The 18,879-nt window shown below is 72.0% G+C and carries 20 protein-coding genes and 1 riboswitch; of the genes, 10 read left to right on the top strand and 10 right to left on the bottom strand.

The window, feature by feature from the left end; genetic code table 11:
* The first annotated feature begins 10 nt into the window (after nucleotides 1-10).
* The gene (locus ACSU6M_RS09285; protein ID WP_437068631.1) at nucleotides 11-1,006 is read left to right on the top strand and encodes a 2-hydroxyacid dehydrogenase; all 996 of its coding nucleotides are present in this window, start codon (nucleotides 11-13) and stop codon (nucleotides 1,004-1,006) included.
* On the opposite strand, the gene ACSU6M_RS09280 is transcribed toward ACSU6M_RS09285, so the two are convergent.
* On the bottom strand, nucleotides 958-2,838 hold the full coding sequence (locus ACSU6M_RS09280; protein ID WP_437068630.1) for an anthranilate synthase family protein: 1,881 nt from the start codon (nucleotides 2,836-2,838) through the stop codon (nucleotides 958-960). The two genes, ACSU6M_RS09285 and ACSU6M_RS09280, sit on opposite strands and share 49 nt — an antisense overlap.
* A 96-nt stretch (nucleotides 2,839-2,934) precedes the next feature.
* Entirely contained in the window at nucleotides 2,935-2,991 is a 57-nt protein-coding gene (locus ACSU6M_RS09275; RefSeq protein ID WP_071528813.1) for a trp operon leader peptide, read from the bottom strand.
* Between the two features lie 96 nt (nucleotides 2,992-3,087).
* On the opposite strand from ACSU6M_RS09275, the gene ACSU6M_RS09270 reads away from it, so the two are divergent.
* Nucleotides 3,088-4,440: a class II 3-deoxy-7-phosphoheptulonate synthase gene (locus ACSU6M_RS09270; RefSeq protein ID WP_437068628.1), complete on the top strand. Its 1,353-nt coding sequence runs from the start codon at nucleotides 3,088-3,090 to the stop codon at nucleotides 4,438-4,440.
* Nucleotides 4,441-4,560: 120 nt separating this feature from the next.
* Nucleotides 4,561-4,818, top strand: a complete 258-nt coding sequence (locus tag ACSU6M_RS09265; protein ID WP_437068627.1) for a (2Fe-2S)-binding protein — start codon at nucleotides 4,561-4,563, stop codon at nucleotides 4,816-4,818.
* Between the two features lie 28 nt (nucleotides 4,819-4,846).
* On the opposite strand, the gene bfr is transcribed toward ACSU6M_RS09265, so the two are convergent.
* A complete protein-coding gene (gene bfr / locus ACSU6M_RS09260) occupies nucleotides 4,847-5,323 on the bottom strand; it encodes a bacterioferritin (RefSeq protein ID WP_437068625.1) in 477 nt (158 codons plus the stop codon).
* 176 nt (nucleotides 5,324-5,499) lie between these two features.
* Here bfr and ACSU6M_RS09255 point away from each other — a divergent pair, with 176 nt between their 5' ends.
* Entirely contained in the window at nucleotides 5,500-6,132 is a 633-nt protein-coding gene (locus ACSU6M_RS09255) for a sulfite oxidase-like oxidoreductase (protein WP_437068624.1), read from the top strand.
* Between the two features lie 19 nt (nucleotides 6,133-6,151).
* Here ACSU6M_RS09255 and ACSU6M_RS09250 read toward each other — a convergent pair whose 3' ends face one another.
* The 6 genes from ACSU6M_RS09250 to thiO form a co-directional block, all read right to left on the bottom strand.
* A complete protein-coding gene (locus ACSU6M_RS09250; RefSeq protein WP_437068623.1) occupies nucleotides 6,152-6,679 on the bottom strand; it encodes a DUF4396 domain-containing protein in 528 nt (175 codons plus the stop codon).
* A 198-nt stretch (nucleotides 6,680-6,877) separates the two neighbouring features.
* Nucleotides 6,878-7,768, bottom strand: a complete 891-nt coding sequence (locus ACSU6M_RS09245) for a deoxyribonuclease IV (RefSeq protein ID WP_437068622.1) — start codon at nucleotides 7,766-7,768, stop codon at nucleotides 6,878-6,880.
* Between the two features lie 47 nt (nucleotides 7,769-7,815).
* Nucleotides 7,816-9,741, bottom strand: coding sequence for a Stk1 family PASTA domain-containing Ser/Thr kinase (pknB, locus tag ACSU6M_RS09240; protein WP_437068620.1), 1,926 nt, complete (start codon nucleotides 9,739-9,741; stop codon nucleotides 7,816-7,818).
* 171 nt (nucleotides 9,742-9,912) lie between these two features.
* Nucleotides 9,913-10,710 carry a thiazole synthase gene (locus ACSU6M_RS09235; RefSeq protein WP_437068618.1) on the bottom strand — a complete coding sequence of 266 codons (798 nt, stop codon included), beginning with the start codon at nucleotides 10,708-10,710 and terminating at the stop codon, nucleotides 9,913-9,915.
* A 3-nt stretch (nucleotides 10,711-10,713) separates the two neighbouring features.
* Nucleotides 10,714-10,914: a sulfur carrier protein ThiS gene (thiS, locus tag ACSU6M_RS09230; protein WP_437068616.1), complete on the bottom strand. Its 201-nt coding sequence runs from the start codon at nucleotides 10,912-10,914 to the stop codon at nucleotides 10,714-10,716.
* Entirely contained in the window at nucleotides 10,911-12,059 is a 1,149-nt protein-coding gene (gene thiO / locus ACSU6M_RS09225; RefSeq protein ID WP_437068615.1) for a glycine oxidase ThiO, read from the bottom strand. The genes thiS and thiO overlap by 4 nt, the downstream gene beginning before the upstream one ends.
* Nucleotides 12,057-12,168, bottom strand: a riboswitch (TPP riboswitch). It overlaps the preceding gene by 3 nt.
* 54 nt (nucleotides 12,169-12,222) lie before the next feature.
* Between thiO and ACSU6M_RS09220 the strand changes: the two genes are divergently transcribed.
* From ACSU6M_RS09220 to ACSU6M_RS09195, 6 genes are all read left to right on the top strand, one after another.
* Nucleotides 12,223-12,573 (top strand): hypothetical protein, encoded by a 351-nt coding sequence (locus tag ACSU6M_RS09220; protein WP_437068613.1) that lies wholly within the window; start codon nucleotides 12,223-12,225, stop codon nucleotides 12,571-12,573.
* 59 nt (nucleotides 12,574-12,632) lie between these two features.
* Nucleotides 12,633-13,853, top strand: coding sequence for an NAD(P)/FAD-dependent oxidoreductase (locus ACSU6M_RS09215; protein WP_437075067.1), 1,221 nt, complete (start codon nucleotides 12,633-12,635; stop codon nucleotides 13,851-13,853).
* 155 nt (nucleotides 13,854-14,008) lie between these two features.
* Complete coding sequence (locus ACSU6M_RS09210; RefSeq protein WP_437068612.1) at nucleotides 14,009-14,374, top strand: Rv2175c family DNA-binding protein; 366 nt, start codon at nucleotides 14,009-14,011, stop codon at nucleotides 14,372-14,374.
* Nucleotides 14,375-14,450: 76 nt separating this feature from the next.
* Nucleotides 14,451-15,098 carry a thiamine phosphate synthase gene (gene thiE, locus ACSU6M_RS09205; RefSeq protein ID WP_437068610.1) on the top strand — a complete coding sequence of 216 codons (648 nt, stop codon included), beginning with the start codon at nucleotides 14,451-14,453 and terminating at the stop codon, nucleotides 15,096-15,098.
* Between the two features lie 146 nt (nucleotides 15,099-15,244).
* Nucleotides 15,245-16,168: a methylenetetrahydrofolate reductase [NAD(P)H] gene (metF, locus tag ACSU6M_RS09200; RefSeq protein ID WP_437068608.1), complete on the top strand. Its 924-nt coding sequence runs from the start codon at nucleotides 15,245-15,247 to the stop codon at nucleotides 16,166-16,168.
* A gap of 56 nt (nucleotides 16,169-16,224) precedes the next feature.
* Nucleotides 16,225-17,181, top strand: a complete 957-nt coding sequence (locus ACSU6M_RS09195) for a hypothetical protein (RefSeq protein WP_437068607.1) — start codon at nucleotides 16,225-16,227, stop codon at nucleotides 17,179-17,181.
* 92 nt (nucleotides 17,182-17,273) lie between these two features.
* On the opposite strand, the gene ACSU6M_RS09190 is transcribed toward ACSU6M_RS09195, so the two are convergent.
* Entirely contained in the window at nucleotides 17,274-18,791 is a 1,518-nt protein-coding gene (locus ACSU6M_RS09190) for a phytoene desaturase family protein (protein ID WP_437068605.1), read from the bottom strand.
* Between the last annotated feature and the right edge of the window lie 88 nt (nucleotides 18,792-18,879).

Below are 18,879 nucleotides of genomic sequence, written 5' to 3'. Positions count from 1 at the left end.
GAGGCACCCGTTGGAAATCCTCGCATTCGGTGTGCAGGCGGACGAAGAACCCCTCCTTCGGCACGCCTTCCAGGGCCACCACGACATCCGTTGCCTGGACGTCTTCCTCAACGAGGACACCGCCCCCATCGCCGCCGGCTACGAAGCCGTCTCCACCAGCGTCAACGCCGACCTGGGCCCCCGCGTCCTGCAGATCCTCGCGGCCGGCGGCACCCGGATGGTCGCCCAGCGCTCCACCGGCTTCAACAACATCGACCTGGCCGTGGCCGAACGCCTCGGCATGACGGTCGCCCGCGTCTCGTACTACTCCCCGTACGCCGTGGCCGAGTTCGCGTGGACCCTCGCCATGGCGGTGAACCGGCGCGTCGTCCGCGCCTCCACCCGCACCCGCGACTTCGACTTCCGCCTGGACGGCCTGATGGGCCGCGACATGCACGGCCGCACGGCCGGCGTCCTCGGCACCGGCAAGATCGGCGAGGCGTTCACCCGTATCGCCCACGGCTTCGGCATGCGCCTGCTCGGCTGGGACATCGCCGAGAACCCCGCGTGCATGCAGCTCGGCATGCGCTACGTCTCCCGCGAGCAGCTTCTCGCCGAGTCCGACCTGGTCTCCCTGCACGTCCCGCTGATGCCGGAGACCCGGCACCTCATCGACGCCGCCGCGCTGAAGGCGATGAAGGACGACGCGATCCTCGTCAACTCCAGCCGCGGCGGCCTGATCGACACCGCCGCCCTCGTCGGCGAGCTGCGCGCCGGGCGGTTCGCGGGCGTCGGGCTCGATGTGTACGAGGCCGAGGCGGGCCTGTTCTTCCTCGACAAGTCTCTCTCGGCCGTCGAGGACGACACCCTGGCCCGCCTCGTCACGTTCCCGAACGTCCTGGTCACGTCCCACCAGGCGTACTACACCGAGGAAGCCGTCGGGCAGATCGTCGACGCCACGGTCAGGAACGTCCTGGACTACACGGCGGGCCGCCGCTCGGAGAACGTGCTGGTGCCGCGCAGCTGACCGATCAGCTCCCGCACCACGGCCGCCCCGTTCAGCGTCAGCACCGACTCCGGGTGGAACTGCACCGACGCGAAGCCGGCTCCCCGCAGCGCGTGCACCTCCCCGTTCGCCGCCCGGCTCACCTCGACGCCGTGCGCCGCGAGCTCCGCCGCCGCCTCGTCGTCGCAGTGCGCCACGAAGCTGTTGTAGAAGCCGACGGTCTCCGGCCGCCCGAACAGCTCGATCGCCGTCTGCGCCCCCTGGTACGGCACTTCCTTCCGTACGATGTCCAGCCCCAGCTCGGCCGCGATCAGCTCGTGCCCGAGGCAGACGCCCAGCACGCCGTGCCGGTGGCCGCGCAGGACCTCGGCGGTCAGCTCCCGCAGGAAGCGCATCTTCGGGTCGGCGAGGTCGGCCGGGTCACCGGGACCGGGCCCCAGCACCACGAGCCCCTCGTGCGCGCGCACCGCCCGGTCGAGGCCGGGCTCGTCGTAGCGCCGCACGGTCACCCCCAGGCCGCTCGACCTGAGCACGTGCGCCAGCATCGCCGTGAAGGTGTCCTCCCCGTCGACGACCAGGGCGTGGCCGCTCAGCTCCGGCGCCTGCTCCTGCATCCGCAGCCAGAACGGCGCGAGCGAGGCCCGGCGCCCGTCCAGCGCCGCCCGCACCCGGGGGTCGTCGGCCAGCCGGGGCCGCGCCTGTTCCCGACGCGGCCGGGACGGCCGTACGCCCAGGGCCGCCAGCACACCCGCCGCCTTGGCGTGGGTCTCGGCGACCTCGCTCGCCGGGTCCGAACCGCGGACGAGGGTGGCGCCGACGGGCACCCGCAGCCGGCCGTCGGCGGAGATGTCGGCGGTGCGGATGAGGATGGGGGAGTCCAGGGTCTGGGCGCCGCCGGAGTCACGGCCGAGCAGCGCCAGCGCGCCCGCGTAGTAGCCGCGGCCACCGACCTCGTGCCGCTCGATCACCCGGCAGGCGTTCTGCACGGGGGAGCCGGTGACGGTCGCGGCGAACAGGGTCTCCCGCAGCACCTCCCGCACGTCCAGCGTGGACCTCCCGCGCAGCTCGTACTCGGTGTGCGCGAGATGGGCCATCTCCTTCAGCCGGGGCCCGATCACCACCCCGCCCCTGTCGCCGACCGTGCACATCATCTTGAGCTCCTCGTCGACGACCATCGACAGCTCCTCGATCTCCTTGCCGTCGGCGAGGAAGTCCAGCAGATGCTCCGGCGTGGGCCCCTCGGCCGGGTAGCGGTACGTCCCGCTGATCGGGTTCATCACGACCGTCCCGCCGGACATCCGCACATGCACCTCGGGACTCGCGCCGACCAGCGTCCGCTCACCGGTGTGCACCACGAACGTCCAGTACGCGCCCCGCTCGCCCTCCAGCAGCCGCCGGAACAGCGCGAGCGCGTCCGCACGGGAGAACTCCGGGATCTCCCCCTCGTACGTCCGCCGGATCACGAAGTTCGCGCCCTCGCCGCGCCCGATCTCCTCGCGCAGCACCCGCCCGACGATCTCGCCGTACTCCTCGTCGGCCACGTCGAAGCCGCCGCCCTCGACCCGCACGGCGTGCGCGGGCAGCTGGGCGAGGGCGTCGGCGAGCGGGAGGGCGTACCTCTCCTCGGGGACGAGGACGGACAGCGGCGTGCCGTCGTCGCGGACGTCGAAGCCGCGCTCGCGGATCTGGCGGAAGGGGACGAGGGCCAGGCCCTCGTCGGGGAGGTCGGCGAGCCGGTCGCAGGACGCCACCGGGCCGAGCAGCACCTCGACCAGGTCGTGGTCGTGGCCCGGCGTGCGGCGCCGGAGCAGGGCGAACGGGCGGGGGTCGGCCAGCAGGGCGAGCAGGTTCATGGGTCCGTACTCCTTCTCGGTGGGAGAGGAACGGACCCCGGCAAACGCCGAAGGCCGCCCCTCGGGCGGCCTTCGCGAAGTCGTGCGTACGCGCAGTCAGTGGGCCGCCGGATGAGCGGTCCACCACCAGTTCTGGGTCGAATGCGCGAACATGCCAGGCACCCTATCCCATGTCCGAGGTGTGTACCCCTCGTCTCACTTACTGGGCATGGCCCGGAACCCGGCACATCACCCCGTAATGTTGAGGTCGTGACCGTGAACGCTAAGACCAGCGCAAGCGCTGGCAACACCTGGCGAAACCTGCCCGCGGCGCAGCAGCCTGAGTACCCCGACGCCGAGGCTCTGCGCGCAGTGATCGCGGACCTCGAGTCGTATCCGCCGCTCGTCTTCGCGGGCGAGTGCGACCAGCTGCGCGCCCGGATGGCGGCCGTCGCCAAGGGAGAGGCGTTCCTCCTCCAGGGCGGCGACTGCGCCGAGGCGTTCGACGGGGTCTCCGCCGACCAGATCCGCAACAAGCTCAAGACGCTGCTCCAGATGGGCGCCGTCCTCACCTACGCGGCCTCCGTGCCCGTGGTGAAGGTCGGCCGGATCGCCGGCCAGTACTCCAAGCCGCGCTCCAAGCCCACCGAGACCCGCGACGGCGTCACGCTCCCGGTGTACCGGGGCGACTCCGTCAACGGCTTCGACTTCACCGAGGCATCCCGCATCCCGGACCCGGAGCGGCTGAAGCGGATGTACCACGCGTCCGCCTCCACGCTGAACCTGGTGCGCGCCTTCACCACCGGCGGCTACGCCGACCTGCGCCAGGTGCACGCCTGGAACCAGGACTTCGTGAAGTCGTCCCCGTCCGGCCAGCGCTACGAGCAGCTCGCCCGCGAGATCGACAACGCGCTGAACTTCATGCACGCCTGCGGGGCCGACCCGGAGGAGTTCAAGACCGTCGAGTTCTACTCTTCGCACGAGGCGCTGCTGCTCGACTACGAGTCGGCGCTCACGCGGGTGGACTCGCGCACGGGTCAGCTCTACGACGTCTCCGCGCACATGGTGTGGATCGGTGAGCGCACCCGGCAGCTGGACCACGCGCACATCGAGTTCGCCTCCAAGATCCGCAACCCGATCGGCATCAAGCTCGGCCCGACCACGACGGCCGAGGAGGCGCTGCAGTACATCGACCGCCTCGACCCCGACCGCGAGCCGGGCCGGCTGACCTTCATCGTCCGTATGGGCGCGGACAAGATCCGCGACCGGCTTCCCGAGCTGGTCGAGAAGGTCACCGCCTCCGGTGCCACCGTGGCCTGGGTGACCGACCCGATGCACGGCAACACCTTCGAGGCGGCCTCCGGCCACAAGACCCGCCGCTTCGACGACGTGCTCGACGAGGTCAAGGGCTTCTTCGAGGTCCACAAGGCCCTCGGCACCCACCCGGGCGGCATCCATGTGGAGCTGACCGGCGACGACGTCACCGAGTGCGTGGGCGGCGGCGACGAGATCTTCGTCGACGACCTGCACCAGCGCTACGAGACGGCCTGCGACCCGCGGCTCAACCGCAGCCAGTCGCTGGACCTGGCGTTCCTGGTGGCGGAGATGTACCGGGACCAGTAACGGGGTCGCCTGTCACAGAGGTATGGGGTGGGGCGCGGATCACATACGATCCCCGCCCCACCCCACTTTTATGGTTCCTGCGCGACGGGTAAGGTTAGGTTAGCCTCACCGATCAAGGGGATGGCACTTCGAACCCGGCGGGAGGTGAACCGCGTGTACGTCTGCTCATGCTTCGGCGTCACGGAGCAGCAGGTCAAGCAGCACGCGGAGAACGGCGCCTGCACACCGCGCCAGATAGCCTCCGCCTGCAAGGCCGGCACCGACTGCGGTTCGTGTGTCCGCCGTATCCAGGCCCTCCTCGGCCGGGGTGCCTGCCCCCGCCGTGAGCTCGTCGACCAGGGCAAGCCGGTGCTCGCCGGACTGGAAGAAGCGGCCTAGTACCCGTTGCGGTACCGGCTCGGCCGCACTAGCTCGGCTGCTCGATCTGCTGGGCGATGTAGAGCGCCTCGCCGATCTTGTCGATCAGGTCCAGCTGGGTGTCCAGGTAGTCGATGTGGTGCTCCTCGTCCGCGAGGATCTCCTCGAAGAGGTTGGCGGACGTGATGTCGCCCTTCTCGCGCATCACCTTGATGCCCCGCTTGAGGCGGTCGATCGCCTCCACCTCGATCTCCCGGTCGGCCTGGAACATCTCGGTGACCGTCTGGCCGACCCGGACGTGGAACAGGCGCTGATAGTTGGGCAGACCGTCGAGCATCAGGATGCGCTCGGTGATCTTGTCCGCGTGCTTCATCTCGTCGATGGACTCTTCACGCGTGTACTTGGCGAGCTTGGTCCAGCCCTTGTTGTCCTGGATCCGGTAGTGCAGCCAGTACTGGTTGATCGCCGTCAGCTCGCCGGTCAGCTGCTCGTTGAGGAATTCGAGGACCTCGGGGTCGCCCTGCATCGCAGAGGCTCCTTCCGCGCGGGGGAATCGGCAGGTTGCCGCCGCATGATTGCACCGGGCGCGAAAGATCGTCCAGTAAGTGCGTACTTAGTAAGTAAGTGCATGCTTAACGCGAGTTGTCCGTTTACCGGCCTGCGTGGTCATGTGCACCGGCTCGGGTCTGTCAGGATGGAGCCATGGGTCAGCCGGTGGAGCGTGAATCTGGAGAAGCAGTGCCGAACGAGCTTCCGCCGGGGCAGCGAGTGCAGCGGGGCTGGCCGGTCACGCATTACGGCCCGGTGCCCAAGTTCCGGCCCGAGCGCTGGGAGTTCAGGGTCTTCGGGGCCACCGCCGACGGTGCGAAGCACTGCTGGAACCACGAGGAGTTCACGGCCCTGCCGTACACCACCGTCGTGGCCGATCTGCACTGCGTGACGAAGTTCAGCATGCTCGGCGCGGAGTGGGGCGGCATCCCCGCCCGGACCGTCCTGGAGATCGCCCCGCCCGCCGACGACGTCACCCATGTGATGGTGTGGGCGGAGTACGGCTTCAGCTCCAATCTGCGCCTCGCGGACTTCGCCTCCGAGCGCACCATCTTCGCCACCCACAAGGACGGCGAACTGCTCACCGCCGAGCACGGCTTCCCGCTCCGGCTGATCGTCCCGCACCTGTACGCCTGGAAGGGCCCCAAGTGGGTCAGGGGCGTGGAGTACATGACCGCCGACCGCCGCGGCTTCTGGGAGGAGCGCGGCTATCACAACATCGGCGATCCCTGGAAGGAGCAGCGCTACTCGTACCAGGAAGAGCCCGGGGAGGGCCCCGAGCTCTGAGTCCTGGCGTCCGTGCGGGTCAGTGGTGGTACTGGTGCACCACCGCGTGGCCCTTGCCCCGGCCGATCATCCACTTGTTGACCGGCGTGGTGATCACGAAGGCGGCGGCGAGGGCGATGGCCAGCACCCACCAGAACTTCGCGTCCGAGAGATGGGCGTCCATGCCGCCCGGCCACAGCGCGATCACGCCGTTGTCGATGATCTCCATCACCGCGATCGAGATCGTGTCGGCGGCCAGCGCCACCCGGATCGCGGCCTTGAGGTCCAGGCCCGCCTTCAGCACGCCCCACAGGGTGAGCGAGTAGCCGAAGAAGAAGGCCAGCACGATCGCGAGGGTCATGGTGGCCACGTTGTTCCAGCCCAGCGCGGTGCCGATGACCATGCCGAGCACCTCGCCGATGGCGCAGCCGGTGAGGCAGTGCAGGGTCGCTCGCGCGGCCATCGACCAGCTGGTGTCACCGCCGGCGTGACCGGCGTGGTGGGCGTGACCGGCGTGGTCGTTCCCGTGCCGGTGGTGCGGGTGCGTGGTGTGTGCCTCGTGCTCCATGGTGTGCCCCCATAGCCGGATAGCGGTTCCTGCGCTGCTACAAGAACCGTATACCCCCCAGGGGTATTCCCGCCAGGGTTTCTCTTCGATTGCCGGTCGCGGAGCCTTGTCGTCGCGGAGCCTTCGTCGTCGTAGAGCCTTCGGTCGTCGTAGAGCCCACAGTCGTCGCGGAGCTGCCTGAGCCGTCGCGGAGCTTCCTCAGCCGTCGCGGAGCTTCTTCAGCCGCTCCACATCCCCCGCGTGCCCCTCTTTGCCGCCGGGAGTCTCGATGACCAGCGGCACCCCCTCGGTCGCCGGGTGGGTCATCAGCTCGCGGAAGGCGTCCTCACCGATGTGGCCCGCGCCGATGTTCGCGTGCCGGTCCTTGTGCGCGCCCACCACGTCCTGGGAGTCATTGGCGTGGATCAGCTTCAGCCGCCCCGCGCCGACGGTGTCCACCAGCAGATCGAGGGTCTGGTGCATCCCGCCGGGCCCGGCCAGATCGTGCCCGGCGGCGAAGATGTGGCAGGTGTCCAGGCAGACGCCCAGCTTGGGATGGGCGTCCAGCGCCTCGAAGTACGGCGCGAAGTCCCAGGTCCGCGAGCACAGCGAGGAGCCCTGCCCGGCCGTCGACTCCAGCAGCAGATACGGATCGTCGTCACGGGTCAGCTCGTCCAGCAGCGGCAGCATGTGCTCCCGCACCTGCTTCAGCGCCACCGACCGGTCCCGGCCGCCGGTCGCGCTGCCGGTGTGCACGACCACGCCGAGCGCGCCGATCTCCCGCCCGCGCCGCAGCGAGTGCCGCAGCGAGGCCACCGACTTCTCCACGGTCGCCTCGGTGTGGGAGCCGAAGTTGATCAGATACGGGGCATGGACGTACGCCGGGATCGACTCCGCCGCGCACGCCGCCCGGAACGCCTCGTCCTCCCGCGGGTTCCCGGCCGGGGTCGCCCAGCCGCGCGGGTTGGCGACGAAGACCTGCACGGTCTCGGCCTTCAGATCACGGGCGTAGGCCAGGCCCACGGTGCTCAGGCCGCCGGCGACGGGGACATGGCTGCCGACGGGGTTGCGGGAGGGGCCGGGCAGGGGACGGGGATGTTCAACACTCACCCGTTCAGGTTGTCATGCCGCGGGGCATGCCCCGTCCCCTCACCCGCTCAGCGGATCTCGATCGTGATGGTCGAGCCCTTGGGCGCGCTCTCGCCGCCCTCCACGGACTGGCTCTTGACGGTGTCACCGAACAGGCCGAGCAGCCCCCGGTCCTCGTCCACCTCGAAGCCCGCCCCCTCCAGCTTCTCCCTGGCCTCGTCCACGCTGTCGCCGACCACGTCCGGCACCTCGACCATCACCGGGCCCTTGGACAGCGTCAGCGTCACGGTGTCGCCCTCGGCGACCTCACGGCCGGAGTCCGGCGACTGGAGGGCCACCTTGCCCCGCTCGATGTCGGAGGAGTGGATCTGCGCGGAGGCCACCTTCACCTTCAGGCCCGCCTCCAGCAGCTCCGCGCGGGCGGATTCCAGGTCGTCGCCGACGACATCGGGGACGTCCACCGGGCTGCCCTTGCTGACCACCAGCGCGACCGCCGACTCCGCGCGCACCTCGACGCCGCCCTCGGGGTCCGTCCTGATCACCGAGCCCCGCGGCACCTCGTCGCTGAACTCGCGCGTGACCATGCCCGGCTGGAGCCCCTCGCGCTTCAGCGTCCGCCGCGCCTCGTCCAGCGGCTCCCCGCCGAGCGCGGGCACCCGCACGGTCTGCGGACCTCTTGAGATCGTCAGCGTCACCGAGTCGTTGGAGCGGATACGGCTGCCCGGCGCCGGGTCGCTGCCGATCACCAGGCCGCGCCGGACGGTGTCGCTGAACGCCTGCTTCACATCGCCGACCTCCAGACCGGCGTCGGACAGCCGGTCGCGGGCCTGCTCCTCGGTCTTCGCCAGCACCGGCGGGACCTTGGTGAACTGTCCGGAGTTGATGTACCAGACGCCCGCGCCGAGACCGAGCACCAGCAGCACGGCCGCGACGACCGACACCAGCCCGCGCCGGGGCAGCGGCCGGCGGCGCGGCGGCAGCGGCGGCGGCGGGGAGGCCAGCCGGCTCGTGCGGTCCACGGGCGGCTCGTCCCCGTCGGCCTGCAGCGGGCGGGGCACCGTCAGGGAGCGCGGGATCACGCTCGTACGGTCCTCGGCGTTGTCGTGCTCCACGGAGACCGCCTGCGGCGGCACCGCGTCCAGCTGCTCGCCGGTCAGCCCGGCGCGCGCCTCACGAACCTCGGCGAGCAGCGCCACGGCGTCGTACGGCCGGATGTCCGCCGAGCGCGCGGTCGCCGAGGCCACCAGCTCGTCCAGCGCGTACGGCAGGCCGGGCACCGAGGCCGAGGGCGGGGGCACGTCCTCGTGGACGTGCTTGTAGAGGATCTGGGCGGGGGAGTCCCCGTGGTGGGGCTTGCCGCCGGTGAGCATCTCGAACAGCATCACACCGCACGCGTACACGTCGACCCGCGGATCGGCGGTGCCGTGCTCGATCTGCTCGGGGGCGAGATAGGCGGCCGTACCGAGGACCGAGCCGGTGGTGCTGGTCACCGTGTCCACCGAGCGCACCAGCCCGAAGTCGGCGACCTTGACCCGGCCGTCGTCCCCTATGAGCACGTTCTCCGGCTTCATGTCCCGGTGCACGAACCCGGCCCGGTGCGCGGCGCCCAGCGCGGCCAGCACCGGCTCCAGGATGTCCAGCGCGGCCCGCGGCGACAGCGCACCGCGCTCGCGCAGCACGTCACGCAGGGTGCAGCCGGCGATGTACTCCATCGCCAGGTAGACGTACGACCCGTCCGTGCCCTGGTCGAAGACCTGCACCACGTTCGGATGCGCCAGCCGGGCCACGGACTTCGCCTCGCGGATGAACCGCTCGACGAACACCCCGTCGGCCGCCAGTGCCTGGTGCATCACCTTCAGCGCGAGCACGCGGTCCAGGCGGGTGTCCACGGCCCGGTAGACCGTGGCCATCCCGCCGACCGCGATCCGCGCCTCGACGCGATAACGCCCGTCGAGCACCTGCCCGACCAGAGGGTCCTGAAGGGTCGTGTCCACGCAGGTGAGTCTACGAGCCACGACTGACACCCCTGCCCCGCCCGCCGGGACAGTGGCGGTACTGCAGCCGACCTGTGACGTGCGACGCCTCAGGGAGCGAGGCGCCTGCCGCCGACGGGCGGGTGCGGCCGGTTCGTGGCCGCTCGTCCCCGCGCCCCTGGCGGCGTGCGCTCACTGGAACGCGGGCCGCTCCGGATCCAGCGCCGCCCTGCCCTCCGTGGGAGAGGACGCCTCCGCGAAGTGCCGCTTCGGGATCCGGCCCGCGCGATACGCCAGCCGCCCCGCCTCGACCCCGCTCCGCATGGCGGCGGCCATCAGCACCGGCTCCTGCGCCCGCGTCACCGCCGAGGCGAGCATCACACCCGCGCACCCCAGCTCCATGGCCAGCGCCGCGTCCGACGCCGTACCGGCGCCGGCGTCCAGGATCACCGGCACGCGCGCGTGCTCGACGATCAGCTGGAAGTTGTGCGGGTTGCGGATGCCGAGCCCGGACCCGATGGGCGAGCCCAAGGGCATGATCGCCGCACAGCCCACGTCCTCCAGCCTGCGCGCGAGGACCGGGTCGTCATTGGTGTACGGCAGCACCGTGAACCCGTCCTCCACCAGCGTCTCGGCCGCGTCCAGCAGCTCGATGGGGTCCGGCAGCAGGGTGCGCTCGTCGGCGATGACCTCCAGCTTGATCAGATCGGTGCCCAGCGCCTCCCGCGCCAGCCGGGCGGTGAGCACCGCCTCCCCCGCGGTGAAGCAGCCGGCCGTGTTCGGCAGCACCCGGATGCCCAGCCGCTCCAGCACGGACAGCACCGAACCGTGCACCGACGGGTCCACCCGCCGCATCGCGACCGTGGTCAGCTCGGTCCCGGACGCCACCAGCGCCCGCTCCAGCACCTCCAGGCTCGGCGCACCCCCGGTGCCCATGATCAGCCGGGACGTGAACGTCGTACCGCCGAGGACGAACGGATCGTCAGCCATGGGTCAGCCTCCCTGTACGGCGGTGAGCACTTCGACGCGGTCGCCCTCGGCGAGCGCGGTGGCCGCCCACTGCGCGCGCGGGACGACGGTCTCGTTGAGCGCGGCCGCCACTCCGGAGGGCGCCGCGGTGAGGGAGCGCACGAGCGTGTCGAGAGCCGTTCCCGGCTCGACCTGCCGACGCTCGCCGTTGACCGAGATGTTCATACGGGCTGCTCCGTGAGGGCGAATCGCTTGGGGGTGAAGGGGCGGGCCTCGTCGGGGAGTCGGCCGGTGGACAGCACATGCGCCATCGTGTCCCCGGTGACCGGTGTGAGCAGCACGCCGTTGCGGTAGTGGCCGGTGGCCAGCAGCAGGCCGTCCAGGTCGGTCGGGCCGAGCAGCGGCGCGTTGTCCGGCGACCCCGGGCGCAGACCGGCCCGCGTCTCCGTCAGGGGCAGCTCGGTGATGCCGGGGACCAGCTCATGGGCGTCGCGCAGCAGTTCGTACACCCCGCCCGCGGTGACCGTGGTGTCCCAGCCCAGCTCCTCGCTGGTGGCGCCGACGACCAGCTCGCCGTTCGCGCGCGGCACCAGGTAGACATGGCTGCCGCGGACCACCGCGCGGACCGTGCGGTTCAGGAAGGGCGCGTACCGCTTCGGCACGGTCAGCCGCAGCACCTGCCCCTTCACCGGTCTGACCGGCGGCAGCACCTCGTCCGGGACCCCGCCGAGGCGCCCGCTGAGGCTGCCCGCGGCGAGCACCACCTGCCCGGCCTGGAGGCCACCCGCGCGCGTGACGACGCCCGCGGCCCGCCCGTGCACCACGGTGAGCCGCTCGGCCCACTCCCGGTGGAAGACCACACCTGCCCGTTCGCAGGCCGCCAGGAGGGCCGCGGCCAGGCGCCGCGGGTCGATCTGGTGGTCGCCGTCCACCCGGAGCCCGCCGCGCACCCCCGGCGCCAGCATCGGCTCAAGACGCCGGCACTCCCGCCCGGACAGCCACTGCGAGTCCAGCCCCGACCGCTGCTGGAGCGCGTGCAGTTCCCGCAGGTGGGCGCGGTCGTCGGCGTCCAGCGCGACGGCGAGCGTGCCGCACTGCCGGTAGCCGAGGTCGTGCCCGGTGAGGTCGGTGAGCTCGGCGGCGAAGTCCGGATAGCGGCGCGCCGAGGCCAGGTTGAGGGCGAGCAGGGTCTGCTCGCCGTAGTGCAGTTCGGTGACGGCGGCCAGCATCCCGGCCGCCACCTGGGCGGCCCCGCCGCCGGGTTCGGGGTCCACGACGGCCGTGGCGAGACCGCGCTGCGCGGCCCGCCAGGCCGTGACCAGACCGATGACGCCGCCCCCGACCACGAGGACGTCTGACGTACGCGACATGGGCGTCCAGCCCCTCCCTTCGCCGGCATGACCCGGATCAGGTTCGTACGGTCGGAGGCCGCCAGCCTCCCTCTCAGCCCGGTGCGTCCGGGCTCCCGCGAGTGCTTTACGTTGGCCCCCACCCTAGCTGCTGGTTCCGCGCGTCTGTAAGGGAGCCCTCTCCATGGCCCGTTCGCTCGACGGTCTCGTCCTCGCCCCGGTGGCCGATCAGGCCCCCGGCCAGGTGGGCACGCGCACCCGGTTCGCCTACCACGAGCAGGACGGCGTGATCTGGGCCGACTACACGGGCGGCGACGTCGTCCGCGGCCATCTGGTGGGAACCCGGGCCGGCGACCGGCTGGACTTCCGGTACGTCCAGCTGCGGACCGACGGTACGACCGCCTCCGGGCACTGTGTGTCACGGGTCGTGGAGCTGCCCGACGGGCGGGTGCGGCTGGAGGAGACCTGGGAGTGGGAGTCGCGGCCGGGGAGCGGGACGAGCGTTGTGGAGCAGGTCACGGAACCCGCCCACTGACTGACAGTTCGTCAGGTGTCTATGGTGATCAGGTGAGCGAGCAGACGCGGGAACGGGGAATGGCCATGCCGGAGCGGGTCGTCGTGGTGGGCGCGGGCATGGCCGGCGTGCAGACCGCCGTCGCCCTGCGCGAACAGGGCTTCACGGGCACGGTGACGCTGATCGGCGCCGAACCCCACCAGCCCTACGACCGGCCCCCGCTGTCCAAGGCGGTCCTGCTCGGCACCGCCGAGGGCTCCGCCTTCGACGTCGACTTCGAGGCCCTGGACATCGGACTGCACCTGGGCCGTGAGGCCCTGGGCGTGCGCCCGGCCGACCATGAGCTGGACACCGAGCAGGGCCCGGTCCCGTACGACGTCCTGGTCCTGGCCACCGGCGCCGAACCCGTCCGGCTGCCCGGCGCCGAAGGGGTGCCCGGCGTGCATCTGCTGCGCACCCTGGACGACGCCGAACGGCTGCGGCCGGTGCTGGAGCGGCAGCACGACATCGTGGTCGTCGGTGCCGGCTGGATCGGCGCCGAGTTCGCCACCGCCGCGCGCGAGGCGGGCTGCTCGGTCACCGTCGTCGAGGCCGCCGACCGGCCGCTCGCCGGCGCCCTGCCCGCCGAGGTCGCCGCCCCGATGACCTCCTGGTACGCCGACAGCGGCGCGCAGCTGCGCACCCGCGCGCGCGTGGCGCACGTCGAGCCCGGCGAGGTCGTCCTCGACGACGGCACCCGGCTGCCCGCGGGCGCGGTCGTCGTCGGCATCGGCGCCCGCCCCGCCACCGCCTGGCTCGCCGGCTCCGGCATCGAGCTGGGTGAGCACGGCGAGGTCGTCGCCGACGCCCATCTGCGCACCTCCGCGCCCGACGTCTACGCCGTCGGCGACTGCGCCTCCTTCCCCTCCGGCCGCTACGGCGAGCGCCTGCTCGTCCACCACTGGGACAACGCCCTCCAGGGCCCCCGCACGGTCGCCGCCAACATCGTCGGCGCCGCGACCGACGAGCCCCCGGCCGTCTACGACCCCGTGCCCTACTTCTGGTCCGAGCAGTTCGGCCGCTTCGTCCAGTACGCCGGCCATCACACGTCCGCCGACACGCTGCTGTGGCGCGGCGACCCGACGGGTCCCGCCTGGTCGGTGTGCTGGCTGCGCGAGGGCCGCCTGGTCGCCCTCCTGGCGGTGGGCCGCCCGAGGGACCTGGCCCAGGGCAAGAAGCTGATCGAGGCGGGAACGGAGATGGACGCAGACCTGTTGACGGATGCGGCCCGTCCTTTGAAAACGGCGATCGCGACGCCCTAGGAGGGGCGCGCCGGCACTCAGGGGTGCGGGGCTGTATGCGATGTGCGGCTACCGCCGCGTGGGCGCGACCAGCCACGACGAACGCGCGCACGACCCACTGCGGCACCCGGCACTTCCCATCGCGGTCCCCGGAGCGGAGCGCCTACCCTGGACCCGTGACCGAGATTGACGCAAAGATCGATGCTCTCGTCCCCGCCTGGCTCACCCTCCCCGACATCGCCGAAAAGCTCGGCGTCGAGGTGACCCGCGTCCGGCAGCTGGTCAAGGAGGGCCAGCTGATCGCCGTACGCCGTGGTGAGAACCGCGCGCTGCACGTCCCCGCCGCCTTCATCGACGGGGACAAGGTCGTCAAGGGCCTCACCGGCACCCTGACGCTCCTGCGGGACGACGGCTTCACCGACGAAGAGATGCTGGAGTGGCTCTTCACCCCCGACGACAGCCTGCCCGGCACCCCCGCGCAGGCGCTCAGCGAGAATCGCGGCACGGAGGTGAAGCGCCGCGCCCAGGCGCTCGCCGTCTGACCTGATCAGAAACACCGGAGGTACGGGCCGGGGGCGATCCTCGGCCCGTACCGCCGCCTACCACGGGGGGACTCCCATGCCCGCGAACGCCCGAGCCCAGCTCGCCGACGCCCGGCTCTACCTCTGCACGGACGCCCGCAGGCGCCAGGGCGACCTGCCCGAGTTCCTGGACGCCGTCCTCGCCGGCGGCGTCGACATCGTGCAGCTGCGCGACAAGGGCATGGAGGCCGGCGAGGAGCTGGAGCACCTGAAGGTGTTCGCCGACGCCTGCGCCCGGCACGGCAAGCTGCTCGCGGTCAACGACCGCGCGGACGTCGCCCACGCCGCCGGCGCCGACGTGCTGCACCTGGGCCAGGGCGACCTGCCGGTGCCCGCGGCCCGCGCGATCCTCGGCGACGACGTCCTGATCGGCCGCTCCACGCACGCGGAGGAGGAGGTCGCCGCGGCCGCCGTCCAGGAGGGCGTGGACTACTTCTGCACCGGCCCCTGCTGGCCCACCCCGACCAAGCCCGGCCGCCACGCCCCCGGCCTCGACCTGGTGCGCCACACGGCCGGCCTCGGCACCGACCGCCCCTGGTTCGCCATCGGCGGCATCGATCTCGGCAACCTCGACGAGGTGCTGGACGCGGGCGCCCGGCGGGTGGTCGTCGTCCGGGCGATCACCGAGGCCGACGACCCGGCAGCGGCGGCGGCGGAGTTCGCCAAGCGGCTGCGGGCGGCGTAGATCACGGCCGTATGGCGAGACAGCCGTCGGCCCGGATCGGTTCATTCCGGACGTCAGATGTCCACCAGCTGGACAGCAGATGGACAATTCGGGCAAATTTCCGTGATCTGGTTGGGGGACCGCCGACCCCTGGTTAACCTGCGGGTATGGCCCTAGGAACCGCATCCACCAGGACTGATCGCGCACGCACCGTGCGCGACATCCTCGCCACCGGCAAGACGACGTACTCGTTCGAGTTCTCGGCGCCGAAGACCCCCAAGGGCGAGAAGAACCTGTGGAGCGCGCTCCGCCGGGTCGAGGCGGTCGCCCCCGACTTCGTCTCCGTCACCTACGGTGCCGGCGGCTCCACCCGCGCGGGCACCGTCAAGGAGACCCAGCAGATCGTCGTGGACACGACCCTCACCCCGGTCGCCCACCTCACCGCGGTCAACCACTCCATCGCGGAACTGCGCAACATCATCGGCCAGTACGCCGACGCCGGGATCCGCAACATGCTCGCCGTGCGCGGCGACCCGCCCGGCGACCCCATGGGCGACTGGGTGCCCCACCCCAAGGGGCTGACCTACGCCGCCGAACTCGTCCGGCTCATCAAGGAGTCGGGCGACTTCTGCGTGGGCGTCGCGGCCTTCCCGGAGATGCACCCGCGCTCCCTGGACTGGGACACCGATGTCGCCCACTTCGTCGACAAGTGCCGGGCCGGCGCCGACTACGCCATCACGCAGATGTTCTTCCAGCCGGAGTCCTATCTGCGGCTGCGCGACCGCGTGGCGGCCGCGGGCTGCGAGACGCCGGTGATCCCCGAGGTCATGCCCGTGACCAGCGTCCGGATGCTGGAGCGGCTGCCCCAGCTCAGCAACGCCCATATCCCCGCCGAGCTGAAAGAGCGGATCCTCACAGCACAAGACGATCCCGCCGCTGTACGCTCCATCGGTATCGAGTTCGCCACGGAGTTCTGCGCGCGGCTGCTGGCCGAGGGTGTCCCCGGACTGCACTTCATCACGCTCAACAACTCCACGGCGACGCTGGAAATCTACGAGAACCTGGGCCTGCACCACCCCCCGCAGGCCTAGACCTTCCGCTCCGGTTTGCGACACACTGCGTAGCGGTCACTGGGAGAGGGGCGTACATGGGCTGGACGGTCCTCTACATCGCGTTCGGCGTCGTAGCGCTGTGGCTGCTCGGCGAGGTGCTGCTGCAGTACAAGGCGCGGCTGCGCTGGCGGCTGCTCGCCTTCGCGGGTTTCCTCGGCGTGGTGGCCGGTGTGCTGATCTCCTCGGTCGTCGTCATCGGCCTGGGTGCCTGCGCCTTCGCCGTCGGCCAGGTCTACGTCACGATGTCCTTCCGCCGCGGCTTCGCGGCGGGCTGGGCGGTCAAGCGGCCCGACTCCGACGGCGGCTCCCGCCGCGGCCGTGGCGCCGAGCGCCGCGACCCGACCCTGGAGGTCTCCGACCTGGAGGCCGCCGACGCGCACGACGCCGCCACGGACGGTTACGACGGCCCGGCCCCCGCCTACGGCCAGGACGACGACTACGACCGCGACGACGTCTTCACGCCCGCCCGCCCCCTGAACGACCCGTCCGCCGCGGAGACCACGGCCGTCTACGAGCCCCAGCCCCTCCCCGAGGACACCGGCTCCTACGGCATATACGGCGACCCCTCCTACGCCTCCGCCGAACAGCCCCGGCAGCAGCCCCAGGACACCTACGCCGCGGCCGCCCAGAGCCCCGACCAGACCTACGGCTACGACGCCTACGCCGGCTACGGCCAGCAGGGCTACGGCTACGACGGCACCGGCCAGCAGCAGTACGCCGCCTACTCCGACCCGTACATCGGCACCCAGACCTACGGCGGCGACACCTCGTACGACGCCGGTTACGGCGGTCAGCAGCAGTTCGCCCAGCAGGCGTACGGCCAGGACCAGTACTCCGGCGGCGGCTACGGCGAGACCCCGCCCGGCGGTGTGTGGGTGCCGCAGCAGCGCACCGACGAGCAGTACGGCGCCGAACTCCCGCAGGACCAGGGCTACTACGACGGCAACGGCCAGGCGCGGGGCACCGGCTACGACGAGCAGTACCGCTACTGAGCCGCCCCGGCGGCGGCTTCCCGGGCGGGCCCCTCCCCGAGGGCGCCCGCCCTCAGCGTGTCCCGCCCGCCCTCAGCGTGTCGCTCCCGGCCTCACTGGGAGCCGCGGAACTCCGGGCCCTCCACGATCAGCCCGGCGACCAGCGCGCCCGACATGCCCGCGTGCGGCAGGCCGCCGCCGGGGTGGGACCAGCCGCCGACGCCGAACAGCCCCGGCAGGGCGGTGGAGTTGGACGGGTGCAGCAGCGCTCCCGCGCCCGCGGCCAGCGAGGGCGCGGGCACCGCGCCTGCCTCCGCGCCGGTCTCCGCGGCGATGTCGGCCGGGGTGCGGACCTCGTGCCACAGGAGGCGGTCGCGCAGACCGGGTATCGCCCGCTCGGCCGCGGTGATCATGTTCTCGACGTGCCGGGTGAGGACTCGTCCGTCCGCCAGGTCCCCGTCGGTCCGCGCGGGGACCGTCGAGGTGAGGGTGACCGCTTCATGGCCGCTGTCGGGCACCAGCACCGGGTCGGCGGGCCGCAGGACGGTGACCGTGGGACGTGACACCGCCCCCGACGGGGCGGGACCGAACAGCAGCTCCAGCTCGGCCGCACGGTCCTGCGCATGCACCACCGTCCGATGAGCCGCCTCCTGCGGCCGCCCCCCGCGCAGCGCCAGCAGAACCGTCAGCCGGCTCGGCAGCCCCGACCGGGGCGCCACCTCGCCCTCGCCGCGCAGCGCCGTGCCCGGCGTGAGACGGGCCAGGACACCGGGCGACACCCCGGCCACCACGAAGTCCGCCTCGGCCACGGTCCCGTCGGCCAGCTCCACCCCCGCCGCCCGGCCGTCCTTCTCCAGGACCCGGGCCACCTCGGCGCCGAAGGCGAACTCCACCCGCCGCTTCACACACCGCTCGTGCACCGCGCGGGCCAGCTCACGCAGCCCGCCCCGGACGTACCAGGTGCCGAAGGCGTGCTCCATGTACGGCAGCACGGCCGCGCTCGCCGGAGCGGTGCGCGGGTCGAGACCGTAGGACAGGACGTGGCTCTCCAGCAGGGCGGCCAGCCGCTCGTCCCGCAGCTCCCAGAGGCCGATCTCGCGCACCGTACTCGCCCGGCGGGTGCGCAGCAGCCGCTTGTGCGGCACGGACGGGTACGGTTCGCGGTCCGCCAGCACCTGCCAGTTCGGCCACAGCGGCTCCTCCAGCAGCGGCCGGCGCGTGCGGTCCCATGCCTCGCGGGCGCGGACCAGGAAGTCGCCCCAGCGTTCCCCCGCCCCCGCGCCGAGCGCCTCGTCGAGCGCCGCGACCACGCCCGCGCGCGAGGCGTTCGGCAGGGCGGCCTCGGTGCCGTCCGCGAAGACATGCCGCGCGGACGGGTCGACCTGGACCAGCTCGACGCAGTCCTCCAGCTGCTCCTTGCCGGTCTTGATGAACAGGTCCCGCCAGACCGCGGGCAGCGGCAGCAGACCGGGGCCCGTGTCGAAGCGGAACCCCTCGCGCTCGAGTCGGCGCACCGCTCCGCCGTACGTGTCCGTCGCCTCGTACACCGCCACCCGGTGGCCCGCGACGGCCAGCCGGGCGGCGGCCGCCATCGCGCCCAGCCCGGCGCCGATCACCGCAATCCGTGCCATGCCTGCGACTTTATCGGCCACCACTGACAATCCGGTCCGGGGGCCGTCCGCGGCCGGGGACGAGCGCTCAGGCATGAGTACCCGTACC

The organism is Streptomyces sp. enrichment culture (assembly GCF_964272895.1).
GTDB lineage: Bacteria > Actinomycetota > Actinomycetes > Streptomycetales > Streptomycetaceae > Streptomyces.
Note: the sequence above shows the minus strand (reverse complement) of the source record. Positions and strands in the feature narration are given on the sequence as shown.

Excerpts from the sequence above, each read along its gene's own strand:
- ACSU6M_RS09280 (WP_437068630.1), bottom strand. The coding sequence starts at position 2,838 with ATGAACCTGCTCGCCCTGCTGGCCGACCCCCGCCCGTTCGCCCTGCTC.
- ACSU6M_RS09265 (WP_437068627.1), top strand. The coding sequence starts at position 4,561 with ATGGCACTTCGAACCCGGCGGGAGGTGAACCGCGTGTACGTCTGCTCA.
- bfr (WP_437068625.1), bottom strand. The coding sequence starts at position 5,323 with ATGCAGGGCGACCCCGAGGTCCTCGAATTCCTCAACGAGCAGCTGACC.
- ACSU6M_RS09255 (WP_437068624.1), top strand. The coding sequence starts at position 5,500 with ATGGGTCAGCCGGTGGAGCGTGAATCTGGAGAAGCAGTGCCGAACGAG.
- ACSU6M_RS09250 (WP_437068623.1), bottom strand. The coding sequence starts at position 6,679 with ATGGAGCACGAGGCACACACCACGCACCCGCACCACCGGCACGGGAAC.
- ACSU6M_RS09235 (WP_437068618.1), bottom strand. The coding sequence starts at position 10,710 with ATGGCTGACGATCCGTTCGTCCTCGGCGGTACGACGTTCACGTCCCGG.
- thiS (WP_437068616.1), bottom strand. The coding sequence starts at position 10,914 with ATGAACATCTCGGTCAACGGCGAGCGTCGGCAGGTCGAGCCGGGAACG.
- thiO (WP_437068615.1), bottom strand. The coding sequence starts at position 12,059 with ATGTCGCGTACGTCAGACGTCCTCGTGGTCGGGGGCGGCGTCATCGGT.
- ACSU6M_RS09220 (WP_437068613.1), top strand. The coding sequence starts at position 12,223 with ATGGCCCGTTCGCTCGACGGTCTCGTCCTCGCCCCGGTGGCCGATCAG.
- ACSU6M_RS09215 (WP_437075067.1), top strand. The coding sequence starts at position 12,633 with ATGGCCATGCCGGAGCGGGTCGTCGTGGTGGGCGCGGGCATGGCCGGC.
- thiE (WP_437068610.1), top strand. The coding sequence starts at position 14,451 with ATGCCCGCGAACGCCCGAGCCCAGCTCGCCGACGCCCGGCTCTACCTC.
- metF (WP_437068608.1), top strand. The coding sequence starts at position 15,245 with ATGGCCCTAGGAACCGCATCCACCAGGACTGATCGCGCACGCACCGTG.
- ACSU6M_RS09195 (WP_437068607.1), top strand. The coding sequence starts at position 16,225 with ATGGGCTGGACGGTCCTCTACATCGCGTTCGGCGTCGTAGCGCTGTGG.
- ACSU6M_RS09190 (WP_437068605.1), bottom strand. The coding sequence starts at position 18,791 with ATGGCACGGATTGCGGTGATCGGCGCCGGGCTGGGCGCGATGGCGGCC.